The sequence below is a fragment of the Moorena sp. SIO1F2 genome (assembly GCF_010672755.1).
Classification (GTDB): domain Bacteria; phylum Cyanobacteriota; class Cyanobacteriia; order Cyanobacteriales; family Coleofasciculaceae; genus Moorena.
Genome location: NZ_JAAHFV010000009.1, coordinates 83641 through 96397, shown reverse-complemented (window position 1 = coordinate 96397; position 12757 = coordinate 83641). Strand labels below are relative to the sequence as shown.

The 12757-nt window shown below is 44.8% G+C and carries 12 protein-coding genes; 6 read left to right on the top strand and 6 right to left on the bottom strand.

Going from position 1 to position 12757, the window contains the following annotated elements; genetic code table 11:
* Positions 1 to 221: 221 nt before the first annotated feature.
* Both F6J94_RS02805 and F6J94_RS02800 read right to left on the bottom strand, forming a co-directional pair.
* Positions 222 to 803 (bottom strand): hypothetical protein, encoded by a 582-nt coding sequence (locus F6J94_RS02805; protein ID WP_293019789.1) that lies wholly within the window; start codon positions 801 to 803, stop codon positions 222 to 224.
* A 558-nt stretch (positions 804 to 1361) separates the two neighbouring features.
* The gene (locus tag F6J94_RS02800; protein ID WP_293019791.1) at positions 1362 to 2018 is read right to left on the bottom strand and encodes a GNAT family N-acetyltransferase; all 657 of its coding nucleotides are present in this window, start codon (positions 2016 to 2018) and stop codon (positions 1362 to 1364) included.
* Positions 2019 to 2368: 350 nt separating this feature from the next.
* On the opposite strand from F6J94_RS02800, the gene glcD reads away from it, so the two are divergent.
* Positions 2369 to 3832, top strand: coding sequence for a glycolate oxidase subunit GlcD (gene glcD, locus F6J94_RS02795; protein ID WP_293036653.1), 1464 nt, complete (start codon positions 2369 to 2371; stop codon positions 3830 to 3832).
* Positions 3833 to 3917: 85 nt separating this feature from the next.
* Here the strand turns inward: glcD and F6J94_RS02790 are convergent, their stop codons facing one another.
* Together F6J94_RS02790 and F6J94_RS02785 are read right to left on the bottom strand one after the other, a co-directional pair.
* Positions 3918 to 4160 carry a hypothetical protein gene (locus F6J94_RS02790; RefSeq protein WP_293036651.1) on the bottom strand — a complete coding sequence of 81 codons (243 nt, stop codon included), beginning with the start codon at positions 4158 to 4160 and terminating at the stop codon, positions 3918 to 3920.
* A 65-nt stretch (positions 4161 to 4225) separates the two neighbouring features.
* The gene (locus F6J94_RS02785; protein ID WP_293036649.1) at positions 4226 to 4471 is read right to left on the bottom strand and encodes a hypothetical protein; all 246 of its coding nucleotides are present in this window, start codon (positions 4469 to 4471) and stop codon (positions 4226 to 4228) included.
* A 329-nt stretch (positions 4472 to 4800) separates the two neighbouring features.
* On the opposite strand from F6J94_RS02785, the gene F6J94_RS02780 reads away from it, so the two are divergent.
* Positions 4801 to 5247, top strand: coding sequence for a DUF4332 domain-containing protein (locus tag F6J94_RS02780; protein ID WP_293019798.1), 447 nt, complete (start codon positions 4801 to 4803; stop codon positions 5245 to 5247).
* Positions 5248 to 5307: 60 nt separating this feature from the next.
* Here F6J94_RS02780 and F6J94_RS02775 read toward each other — a convergent pair whose 3' ends face one another.
* On the bottom strand, positions 5308 to 5922 hold the full coding sequence (locus F6J94_RS02775) for a TetR/AcrR family transcriptional regulator (RefSeq protein ID WP_293036647.1): 615 nt from the start codon (positions 5920 to 5922) through the stop codon (positions 5308 to 5310).
* A gap of 254 nt (positions 5923 to 6176) precedes the next feature.
* Here F6J94_RS02775 and F6J94_RS02770 point away from each other — a divergent pair, with 254 nt between their 5' ends.
* The 4 genes from F6J94_RS02770 to F6J94_RS02755 all read left to right on the top strand — a co-directional run bounded on the left by F6J94_RS02770 (position 6177) and on the right by F6J94_RS02755 (position 10844).
* Positions 6177 to 7799, top strand: coding sequence for a pitrilysin family protein (locus F6J94_RS02770; RefSeq protein WP_293036645.1), 1623 nt, complete (start codon positions 6177 to 6179; stop codon positions 7797 to 7799).
* 112 nt (positions 7800 to 7911) lie between these two features.
* Complete coding sequence (locus tag F6J94_RS02765) at positions 7912 to 8034, top strand: hypothetical protein (RefSeq protein ID WP_293036643.1); 123 nt, start codon at positions 7912 to 7914, stop codon at positions 8032 to 8034.
* Entirely contained in the window at positions 8031 to 9518 is a 1488-nt protein-coding gene (locus tag F6J94_RS02760) for a pitrilysin family protein (RefSeq protein WP_293036641.1), read from the top strand. Before F6J94_RS02765 ends, F6J94_RS02760 begins: the two co-directional genes overlap by 4 nt.
* A 102-nt stretch (positions 9519 to 9620) precedes the next feature.
* Positions 9621 to 10844: a glycosyltransferase family 4 protein gene (locus tag F6J94_RS02755; protein WP_293036640.1), complete on the top strand. Its 1224-nt coding sequence runs from the start codon at positions 9621 to 9623 to the stop codon at positions 10842 to 10844.
* Positions 10845 to 10970: 126 nt separating this feature from the next.
* Here the strand turns inward: F6J94_RS02755 and murJ are convergent, their stop codons facing one another.
* Complete coding sequence (gene murJ, locus F6J94_RS02750; protein WP_293036638.1) at positions 10971 to 12593, bottom strand: murein biosynthesis integral membrane protein MurJ; 1623 nt, start codon at positions 12591 to 12593, stop codon at positions 10971 to 10973.
* Positions 12594 to 12757: the final 164 nt, after the last annotated feature.

The window sequence follows — 12757 nt, the reverse complement described above, 5'->3', positions numbered from 1 at the left end:
TATTACCCATTACCCATTACCCATTACCCATTACCCATTACCCATTACCCATTACCCATTACCCATTACCCATTACCTACTATAGCGCTAGTTGATCTAATCATTGAAGTTAAATAATGCTTCGGGAGACCGGTAGCTGGGGGGATTCCGCAGATCTAAATCTAAATTTAGAAATTTTATAATCAATTGAGACGATCAGCATCAGCCAAAGGATTCCAGACTTAATGCTCATGGTGAGGGGCGTTACGTACCTTCCTGATTGTATAGGGCAAAACCCCTACCAGCAGAGCAAAGGCTTCATCTGGCAGTTGGGCAATAGTGTTGGCATCAAAACCAAATCCCTCAAACTGTTCAAGAATCTGTTGGGTTCGTTGTATAGGACTTGGATATTCTGTAATTTGTTTAGTCAGTCGAATCCATTGCCGCCGAATCAAATAAGCACGCCGTCGCTCTTCAGCTGATTCTGGAGAAACCAATGATAGATTGCCCACTGGGACTACTCCCTGACAATCAAGATCAAATATTCCTCCTACAGCCGAACCTGGTCCTGCGAATTCTGCATGGTAGTGCTTATATATGATTAGGCCATTGCGACGCCTACTATTAACAATTAACAATTGTTTATCCCGAAATTGCGAGAGAATTTCTGATGGCTGTGAGTCTCTCATCTGATTCTTGCAGAGGTTCAGGCTTTCCTGGTTCATGCCACTTAGGGGTTGAGGATTGGCGAGACCCTGGTTGTGAGCAACCACCTCCTTTGGGTAAAGAGCTATCTGGTAATAGTGTTGGTATTCACTCTCCATCTGAAACTATATGGCGTAATATCTTAGAGCAGGTAAGCACCCAAGCTAAAAGCCCCGATCCGCTTTCCTTAAAATAGCTGTAAATTTTTGAAAATACACAAAACGGAGAGTCAAGTCTTGTTCAACTACCATTTCCAACTATAAACTTGGGTTTAACCTAAGTTACTAGTTATCAAAAAACACCTCAAAATGGCTTCAAGACACCAAAACTTTGTATGGCTAGATCCTAAATTATAGATTATTGGTATCAATAGCTACAATTTATTGGTATAAAGCAACTTTTGTGGTTTACTAGGGTAGATCTCATGGGATTTACAAGTAGACCGTAGCACAAATAAACTAAATTTCGATCCGGGCAAGGTCTTCAAAAACCAATTTTCTTGAAAACTTTATCAATAACCCCATTTTTGTTCTGTTACAAAAAAGATACTCTGCTACAGATAGTCAGCAGCCAAAATGTTGTATTACATATTTTGTTTGTTTTGTCAATGTGATAAATCACCAAATGTATGTGTTATTGGTCAGCTTGATAACTCCATTATGACGAAATTCAGCCTACTAAGACAGACTCTGACCCGGTGAACTAAGACCAGCAGGATTAATCTGCTTGTGTAAGAGCAAGCGTTTGGGAAGCCTAAGCAATCCTCCGGTATAGCTTGGTTCTACCCGATGCAGTTCATATCCCCTCTTGAGATAAAGTTGCCTGGCCTGATAATTGTTTTCCAAAACATGCAAGTAGAGGTCTTGAAAGCCCCATTCTAGGGCAGTTTGCTCACAAGCCAAGAGCAAATTTTCTCCGACTCCTTGCCGCCGACAAGACTTTCTGACAGCCAGATTGGAGAGGTAAAGATGTTGGCAGTTGGGCTTTGGCCAGCAATAGCGAGAACGGAGTGTTAGCTCTACAGTACCAGCTAGCATCTCACTGGTACCAGCAGAACCGGAAACGGTAGTGACGGCGACTAAACACAGGTAATGGGGTAAACTAGATCGCAGTCTGTGGCGCAAATCTTCGTAAATACCCAGTCTTAATAGAGGGTGAACCCAGCTGATCAGCCCTTTTTGAGGGTGAAAGCTATCTGCAAGAATATCTGCTAGAGTGCTGATATCCTCAAATTGAGCATCACGTATAGTGACTTGAGATATACCACCAGCCAAGGTATCTTGACCAGTAGGGACAGATTTATGAAGGGTTAAGAAAGAAAAGCAGGAATCCACAACTACAAAATTATTTGGGAATGGTAAACTCTAACTAAAGTATGTAGACTATACGCCGAAGGGGTTCTAATTTACCCCTTAGCTTCCCGTAGATTGAAGGGAGCAGAAGGTATATGGCTAAGCACTTTGAATCAGGTATGAGCAATTGAGCTCGAAACTATTTACCCCATTTCAGGTCAGGTAAATAGTAAGGTAAATAGGAGACATTAAACGTTATACTTAATAATTAATACCTTTTTGACCAGTTTGAGCAAAATCGGCTCAGGGATTAGCTTAAGTCATTCCCGACCACCTTCAACTATAAAGTCTTCAACGTCAGGTAGTTGACATTATTCTATCGCTATTGAAACATGACGAATCATAAGACTGACTGGACCCCAATCATTAAGAAATTTGTTGCGATAGTAGGCAAAAATGGTGTGGTTCAACGTCGTGAAGAATTGCTGACCTATGAATGTGATGGTCTTGCCAGCTATCGTAAACGACCAGCGGTAGTAGTGCTACCACGCACTACCGAACAAGTTTCAGAGGTGCTTAAGATATGCGATCGCTATTCTATCCCTTGGGTGGCACGGGGGGCTGGCACAGGATTATCCGGTGGTGCTCTACCTATAGAAGATGGTGTGTTGATTGTCACTGCCCTCATGAAGGGTATCCTGGACATTGACCTGGAAAATCAGCGAATCGTAGTACAACCGGGCTTAATCAACAACTGGGTGACCCAAGCAGTCAGTGGTGCGGGTTTCTATTATGCCCCTGATCCCTCCAGTCAAATTATTTGTTCCATTGGTGGCAATGTGGCTGAGAACTCTGGTGGTGTCCATTGCCTCAAATATGGCGTGACCACTAATCACGTCATGGGATTAAAATTGGTTCTTCCGGACGGTTCAATCGTGGATGTAGGGGGATCAGTTCAAGAAATGCCTGGTTACGACCTAACCGGCTTATTTGTTGGTTCCGAAGGCACCTTGGGGATCGCTACAGAAATTACGCTGCGCATCCTCAAGAGACCAGAATCAATTTGTGTCCTCCTAGCGGACTTTACTAGCATTGAAGCTGCTGGTACTGCGGTTACTGACATTATTGGTGCTGGGATCATTCCTGCGGGCATGGAAATGATGGATAATCTCAGCATCAATGCGGTAGAGGACATAGTGGCAACAGGTTGTTATCCGAGGGATGCTGGAGCAATATTGCTCGTAGAACTGGATGGCTTAAAGGTAGAAGTGGACACTAATAAACAGCGGGTTGCCCAACTGTGTAAACAGAATGGGGCAAGAAATATCACTACGGCTAGTGACGAAGAAACCCGCCTGAAATTATGGAAAGGTCGCAAGGCTGCTTTTGCTGCGGCAGGGAAGATCAGTCCCAATTATTTCGTCCAAGATGGGGTGATTCCTCGCACTGAGTTAGCCGGGGTTTTGAGGGAGATTGAGGCATTAAGCGAGAAATCTGGGTACACAATAGCTAACGTATTCCATGCGGGTGATGGAAATCTACACCCCCTAATCTTGTACGATGAAAAGGTGCCTGGGGCATTAGAAGAGGTAGAAAATGTTGGTGGCGAAATCCTCAAACTCTGTGTGAAAGCAGGGGGTAGTATATCTGGGGAACATGGGATTGGTGCGGATAAGAACTGTTTTATGCCAGACATGTTCACGTATACGGACTTGGAAACCATGAAATGGGTTAATCAGGTATTCAATCCCAAGGGTTTAGCCAATCCAGGCAAGGTATTTCCGACACCCCGGACTTGTGGAGAGGCAGCAAATGCCAGAAAAATCAAGGAATTTGAGTCTATCGAGCGTTTTTAAACCAAGTTTTGTGAGTTCGACATGAGCCTTCGTTCCTTATCCAGGACTCAGGAGCTTCGAGTTAGGTTGAGATTAGGCAAAAAAATTACCTTTTGCCTTTTGCCTTTTGCCTTTTGCGGTTCCCAGTCAGTCGCTGATTTTCTTGCCAAGCCACAAAGGCAATTCCCCACAAAAAACTCAAACTGACGACTAATCCTGAAGGATTACCAAGACTTAGTAACAGCAAGACGAAAAAAAAACTACCAAGTTGAGCCGTTTGCTGGAGTAGGGAATTCAACCCAGCTTTGGCTTCCTGCTCCAATGTAAGTTTGTTACGGCTTAACTTCATTCTAAAACCAACAAGGAAAATACCTCAACCGATTGAAAAATGTTATAATTAAAAGTTTAATGAGATTATAAATTATTAAAATGTGTCCACAAACGACCAATTATGCGACCAGGAATCAGGATCCAGACCAAAAAATTAGCGGCACCGATGATTAAGCTGCCATAAAATTGGACACCAATGGCACTCTCCATACAAACACTAAAATCTAAGAAGGTGTTGGAGAGAATTAACTGCCCGATTAAACTAGGAATGTAGAGGATTACAAGCAGAGCGATCGCATCCTGAAAGCTCAGGTATACACTTCTCCACATATCCCCTAGTAAAGCTTTACCAAGCTTATCGACAGAAGTCCATATATGTTGCATCAGATTTCTTGGAAGCACAAATGTGATCTGGCCGGTTTTGACACTAAGCCAGTATTCATTTCCACCGAACCGAGATCCGGATACTGATGTATGGTGGTTTGTTGAAGGTTGATCAAGGGCGAGGTACTTCACCCCCTTGAAAACTGCTAAAGGTTTGCGCCTCCTAGGCCGCGAGCAATCCCTCCCGGCCTAGGGTCGCACCTTAGGGTATGATGCCCTGTTGCGGTTCGGTGTCGGCTGGATTAATCTAGAAGCATCATTTCCCGGTAGTCTAGATGTCTACTAAATCGAAAATTCATCCGAGATCTACCCAAGTCAGTGACTGGTCAATTGAGCAGTTGCCCGGATTAAGTATTCAAGATCAATCAAAACTCAAAGCATTGGGGATTACCACCACTAGGGAGTTGCTCGAAAAGGCAAGCACTGGCCAAGCTAAACAAGCGCTAGCTAACCAGTTAAAGGTTAAGACTCAGTACGTCAATAAATGGGTCGCCCTAGCAGATTTAGCCCGTATCCCTAGCATTGGCTGCCAATATTGTGGACTAGTGTTACATGCAGGAATATGCTCTTTAACCCAACTAGCCCAGACTCCCCCTCACCGCTTGCACCAAAATATATTACGCCTACAGGTAGCAACCATGCAGCGCCGAGACCTTTGTCCTGGTGTTGATCAGGTGGCACGATGGACTAAACAAGCACGAGATTTAGTTCGTCATTGGTAATTTGTTGATTGTTAATTGTTAATTGGCATTTTCAATTTGTGATTTTCAGGGATTCCTACTCTATTCCTTCACCAACACTCCATTGAGGAAAATATCAGCAATGCCTTCTGCCATTTCTTGAATCTCTTTGGGGGAGGCATCTGAATCGAGGATGGTATTGTGACTGAAACCAGCAACGGCAAACATGCCCAAGAACACCTGAGCCAAAATATTAGGGTTCATAGGGCGATAAATGCCTCGCTCAATGGCGGTTTCAAAAAAGGCTTCAGCCACATCCGTCATTTTAATAATTACTTCTGACTGAATGCGATCGCGCAATTCTGGGTGGAATTGGGCTTCCATAAAGCATACTCGCATCAGATCCGCATTCTCACCCATACGCATCATTCGCCGCCGCATCATCTGTGCTACTGCTTTATAGCTGCCCATTTCACTGAGTTCCGTGAGCAAATCGGTGAGAATGTCTACCCAACCCTGGGTGGCGACTTCTATCAGAATTGCCTTTTTGTTTTCAAAATGACGAAATAGGGTACCTTCAGCGACCCCAGCAGTACTGGCTAACTCCCTGGTGGTTGTCCCGTTATAACCTCGACTGGCAAACAAACGTCGTGCTGCTCTCAGGATACGTTGCCTGGTCTCTGTCTCTGACTGAGTTGGCTGATTTATTATTCCCATGGGTGTCAAAATGAAACTTGTAGCGCTATTGTCCAACACTTCACCCCATAATTGCCAAATTTGAGACGGAGTTGGCTTGAGCTTTTAGTAGTAAGTCATGGTGATCATGCCTTGATTGTGACACACTTGATGAAGAGACGCTAGCTTATTAGTTGTTAACCTCGCGCCCCTTAAAGGCGGTCCCACTACATCCCCCCCTTAAAAGCGGTGGGCGTTGTAGGAGGTTTCTGTAAGTTTGTTACTGCCACCCTTGTATGACTAAACAGAATGGATTGGTCGTGTTTCTCCAGCGTGTTGCGGATCACTTAAGACCACTTCGGTGCTTATTCAAGACAGGATCTATCAAGTCCCTATCGATTTTATCTTATCTGGGGGCAGCAATCCTAATCTGGGGAACATGCTCGACTATCGCATTAGCCCGTACTGAAACCCCAGCATCACCCTCAACCTCAATCCAACCCTATCTAGACCGGGTGATCGAACGGGTAACTGAGTTTACCCTGGATAATGGCATGAAGTTCATTGTCCTAGAAAACCACGAAGCACCAGTAGTTTCTCTTTTTACTTATGCCGATGTAGGGGGTGTGGATGAACCGGATGGCAAAACCGGTGTGGCTCACTTCTTAGAACATTTAGCGTTTAAAGGTACCACCCGGATTGGTACTACCAACTATGAGGCAGAAAAAATTCTGCTAGACAAGTTGGACGAGTTGAAGAAACAAATTAAAGAATATCAAGCCACTGGGAATGAGGCAGAGGTGGCTAAGTTACAGGAAGAGTTTGCCGAAGTCGAAGCTGAGGCGGCTAAGTATGTCCAGCAAAATGAGTTGGGTCAGATTATTGAGCAATCAGGAGGCGTGGGCTTGAATGCGGCAACGTCTACGGATTATACGGTGTACTTCTACAGCTTGCCATCAAACAAATTAGAGCTGTGGATGTCCCTAGAGTCAGAACGCTTCCTTGAGCCGGTATTTCGAGAATTTTATAAGGAACAAGAGGTAATCCTCGAAGAGCGTCGTTTGCGCACTGATAACTCTCCGATCGGTCAAATGATTGAGGCGTTCTTGGATACTGCCTATACCAAGCACCCTTATCGGCGTCCGGTGATTGGCTACAACAAAGACATTCGCAATCTTACTCGCCAAGATGTTCAGGAGTTTTTTGACACTTACTATAGTCCGAATAACTTAACTGTAGCTATTGCGGGAGATGTGGATCCAAAGCAGGTGAAACGGCTAGCTAAAGTCTACTTTGGACGCTACAACCATCAAAAGGAAATTCCTAAAGTCACTACGGTAGAACCACCACAGTCCGAAACCAAGGAAGTTACCTTGAAATTACCCTCCCAACCCTGGTATTTGGAAGGATACCATCGACCAGGGATTACCCATCCTGACCATGTGGTTTATGAAATTATGGGCAATTTGCTGAGTGATGGTCGAACCTCTCGCCTGTATAAGTCTCTGGTAGAAGGGAAACAAGTAGCCCTATCGGCGGCAGGGTTTAGTGGCTTTCCTGGTGATAAATATCCTAATTTAATGTTGTTCTATGCCCTAACTGCACCAGGACACACGGTGGAAGAGGTGGCAAGTGCATTGGCAGAAGACATTGAAAAGCTCAAAACTGAACTAGTTTCACCCCAAGAATTGGAACGGGTAAAAACTCAGGCAAGGGCTAGCCTATTGCGATCGCTTGATTCCAATATGGGTATGGCCAGAAATTTGGCAACCTATGAGGTCAAAACAGGTGATTGGCGTAACTTGTTAAAGGAAATAGAAGATATAGAGGCAGTGAGTGCAGCAGACATTCAGCGGGTGGCTCAGGCAACCTTTCGACCAGAAAACCGCACGATTGGACGGATTTTACCAAGTCAGTAACTCAACGGTTCAAGGTTGTCGGTCAGAATGCAGAATGTAGAATGCAGAATGTAGAATTCCAAATTCGCTCATTATACATTCTACATTCTTAATTCAAAAATGTTGTTCGCCTTTGGCGAACAACTGGTTAACCTTCAACCTTCAACCAGATAACCTTGGCCAAAAGGCCACGCTACGCGAAAAACCTGGTAACCACCAACTATTGATCGCATTACCCATGACTAATGACCAATGACCAATCTAAAATCGAAAAGCCAAAATCCCAAATACCTGAGATGGATCGGGCTACTGGTAGTGACAATGCTAGTGGTAGTGCTTGTGTCTCGTCTACCAGCAATAGCTGATACCCCACGCCATTACGATGAATTAGACTTTGACCCGTTACCACCAATTCAGCTACCGGACTACACTCGCTATCAGTTAGACAATGGGATGGTGGTCTATTTGATGGAAGAACATCAACTGCCTTTGGTGAGTGGTACCGCAATGATTCGCACCGGCGATCGCCTTGAGCCTGCTGACAAAATTGGCTTAGCGACTATGGCGGGAGTTGTGATGCGTACTGGGGGTACCACTGAACACTCAGGCAATGAGTTAAATGTGCTCTTAGAAGAAAAGGCAGCTTCGGTGGAAACTAGTATTGACACTAGTTCTGGCAGTGCGAGTTTTAGTGCTTTGAGCGAAGATTTGGACTTGGTCTTTGATTTGTTTGCTGAAGTTATTCAAAAGCCCGCCTTTGCTAAAGCTAAGCTGGCCCTAGCTAAACAGCAACTAGCGGGACAAATTGCCCGCCGCAATGATGATCCTGGTGATATTGCTTCTCGTGAATTTAGGAAACTGATCTACGGTGACACTAGCCCCTATGCCCGCACGATAGAGTATGAGCATCTAGACAATATCTCTCGTAATGATTTAATCACTTTCTCACAGAGGTATGTGTATCCAGAAAATATGATACTGGGTATTGTGGGGGATTTTGACTCCGAAAAAATGCGATCGCTAATTGAGGAGAAATTTGGTAGCTGGAAATCTGCCTCTGCGCCAGCACAGCCAAACGTTCCACAAGCATCCCAGGCTCAGTTAGGGGGTATATTTTTTGTGGATCAACCTCAACTGACCCAAAGTAATATTCAAATGGGACATATCGGGGGCAAACTCAATAGCCCTGACTACGCCACCCTTTCTGTGTTAAATGAGGTGATGAATGGATTTGGGGGCAGACTATTTAACGAAGTGCGATCGCGTCAAGGTCTAGCTTACTCGGTCTACGGGGTTTGGAGTGTTCGCTATGACTATCCGGGTTTGTTTATTGCTGGGGGACAAACTCGCTCTGAAACCACGGTACCCTTTATTAAATCTGTTCTAGATGAAATCCAGAAATTGCGCACTAGTCCGATTAGCTCAGAAGAATTGGCTAAGGCAAAAGAAAGCGTTCTCAACTCCTTTGTGTTTAATTTCCAGAAGCCAGAGCAAACCCTATCTCGGCTGATGCGCTATGAATACTACGGCTACCCAGAGGATTTCATCTTCCGTTATCAAAAGGGAGTCACAGCTACTACGATTGATGATATACAGCGGGTTGCTGAAAAGTATCTCAAACCTGATCAGATTGTTACCGTAGTTGTGGGCAATGCTTCCCAAATCGAACCAGCCCTGACTAGCCTTTCCCAGGACGTCACCGTGTTAGATATTACGATTCCAAAACCAAAAAACAGTTAGTTAATCAATGGCAAATTGTTAATGGTTAATGGTTAATTAAGAAAAAATCCGAAAAAATCGATTCACCATTTGCCACATACAATTTGCCCTTTGCTATTCTCAATGCGCATTCTATTCCTACATCCCAATTTCCCTGCCCAGTTTCGCCACATAGCAACTGCTTTAGCTAAAGATAACCGCAACCAGGTTGTCTTTGGAACCAGGCGCAAGGAAGGGCAACTGCCTGGAGTTGTCAAAGCTCTTTACAATAACTCTAGGGAAGTACGTCCAGAAACTCACCACTATGTTAGACCCTTAGAAAATGCCGTACTTCAGGGTCAAGCTGTCTATCGTTTAGCCAATCAGCTCAAGGCTAAGGGATTTGTTCCTGATGTGGTCTATGGTCATTCGGGTTGGGGCCCAACGTTATTTATTAAAGACGCTTTCCCCCAAGCCAGATTACTGTGCTACTTCGAGTGGTTTTATCATGCCCATGGCACAGATGCTGATTTTGATCTATCCGAGCCCTTAAACGCTGATGATGAAGCCCGGATTCGGATGAAAAATGCCCCGATTTTGTTAGACCTAGCCAGTTGCGATCGCGGATTGTCTCCCACTTACTGGCAGCGCCAGCAATTTCCAGCGGACTTCCACAGCAGAATTACCGTGCGTCATGATGGGGTGGACACCGAGTTCTTTAAACCCAATCCAGGGGCAAAGTTAGTACTAAAACAGATAAACTTAGATTTGTCTGAGGTGGAAGAACTAGTCACTTATGTGGCACGGGGCATGGAACCTTATCGAGGTTTTCCCCAATTGATCGAAGCAATCGGTATCCTTCAGCAGCGACGTCCTAAGTGTCATGCTGTGATTGTCGGGGAAAATCGGGTGGCTTATGGTAAAACCCTACCTGATGGTAAAACTTACAAAGACTTGATGTTAGAAAAAGTACCCCTTGACCTAGACAGAGTCCACTTTACTGGTTTACTTCCTTACTCAGAATACTTACAAGTTCTTCAAGCTTCCTCTGTTCATATTTATCTTACCCGTCCTTTTGTTCTGTCTTGGTCGATGCTAGAATCCCTTTCTACAGGTTGTTTGGTAGTAGCGTCTGATACTCCCCCAGTGACAGAGGTGATTGAAGATGGGATTAATGGTTTGTTAGTAGACTTTTTCTCGCCAGAGGAAATCGCCGATCGGGTTGAGGAAGCTCTCGACCATCCAGAACAGATGGCTGCTATTCGCGCTAAGGCCAGGGAAACTATTCAACAGGGTTATGATTTAAATCAGTTATTATCCCAGCATTTACAGTGGATACGAGAAAGTCAGTTTAAGGTTGAAGGTTGAAGGTTAAAGGTTAAAGGTTAGAAGGTTGTTCGCGAAGCGTGGCCAATAGGCCAAGGTTAGAAGGTTGAAGGTTTAAGGTTAGAAGGTTTAAGGTTAGAAGGTTTAAGGTTAGAAGGTTGAAGACTCTCAACGACCCAGCTTCTGACGCACACGAGCTACAAACATATCCACTTCTGGTAACTTCAACTGAGTTGCTAACAAACCAAACACACCTAAGCCTACCAATCCAGCTAAACTCAATTGCAGCAACTGCACCCAAATAATACTGGTTTCTAATACTTGCTCACACCCCCAACTGACTCCCCAACTTGCGGCACCAGCGATTACACTACTCACTGCTAAACCTAGAATTGGCAACATCCACTCTTGCCAAGGTAAGCCATTTAGCCTGCGGTTTAATAGCCATAACAGCACTACCATGGAAAAGGCATTCACACCAATGGTGGCAAATACGATACCGGGTGTGCCAAAGGCATCGATTAGAAAATAATCTAGTACAGCATTGAGAATAATATTAATCACACTCAGACGAAAGGGTGTCTGTCCATCTCCTAAACCATAAAATACCCGCACTAGCACATCCCGTCCCAAGTAGACAAACATGCCCATCCCATAAGCCATGAGCACTGATGCTACTAACCGAGAGGCATTAGCATCAAAGGCTTGACGCTGATACACTACCTGCACGATGGGCATGGCTAAGGTCACCATCAATGCACTTAACGGTAACATTGTCAAGGCAGTGAGCAGAATTCCCTGGCGAATCCGTTGCTTGAGTTCTGGCCAATTTTCGGGAGCGGCTAGTCGGGAAAATACTGGCAGTAGGGGCACTAGAATGACATTGGAGATAATACCTAGGGGGGTATTCACTAAAAGATTGGCATAGTTTAAGCTAGCAGCAGCGGCATCGGCTTGGGGCAGAAAGGAGGCAAAGAATAAGTCGGTGTAGACATTAATATGCAGCATCCCAGAGGAAAAGGTTGCAGGAGCCATGACCTGCATCACGTCTTTGACTCCAGGGATACCCCAGTTAAATCGTAGGCGTATTTTACCTAGGCCACTGCGCCACTGAGCGATTTGCTGCACTACCCATTGAAGAGTTGCTCCAGCAAGGGTACCCCCAGCTAAGACAATCCCACCGATCATGGCAAATTCGGGATTACTAATTTCTTTGCCCAATTGTAGGGCTAATATTCCTAAGCCAACAATGACGGTGATGCTGGAAAATAAGGGACTGACGGCGGGTAGCCAGTATTGATCGCTAGCATTGAGGGTACCAAAGCCAATGCCAATTAATCCGGCTAGCACTGCCATGGGTGCCATAATCTGTAATTGCCGGATTGCGATCGCTCTAACTTGTAAGCCTTCTGGAGTATCCTGAAACCCTGGTGCTAGAACATCAATTAAGACCGGAGCAAATAGCACTAGAGCAATGGTTACGAGGAACAGGATGCAAGCTACTAAGGTAGTTACTGTTTCCACCAGCCGTGGGGCTTCTGATTTATCTCGTTTAGCGAGAACACTAACTAAGGCGCTATGAAACGGTCCGTTAATGCCACCGAGGAGGATTAATAAAAAGCCAGGGATAACGTAAGCATAGCTGTAGGCGTTGATAACTGGACCAACTCCAAAGGCTGCTGCCATGGCTTGTTGGCGGACTAAGCCAAATACTTTACTAATAATGGTGGCTACTGCGACAATCCCGGCAATGCCAGCTAGGGAACGAGTGGTTTTCTGGTTTTCAGACACAAATCGTTAATAGAATCAATAGTTAACGTGCTTATTTTAAGGGATTCCTTGTTGTTGACCCTTGACAGTTGACGGTTGCTAGGGTGTAGCAGCTAGTGTGGTTTTATCTAAGTGCCTTTCAGGGTGTTATCACCCTAGTAAAAAGGTTTGTTATTCCTTTAGAT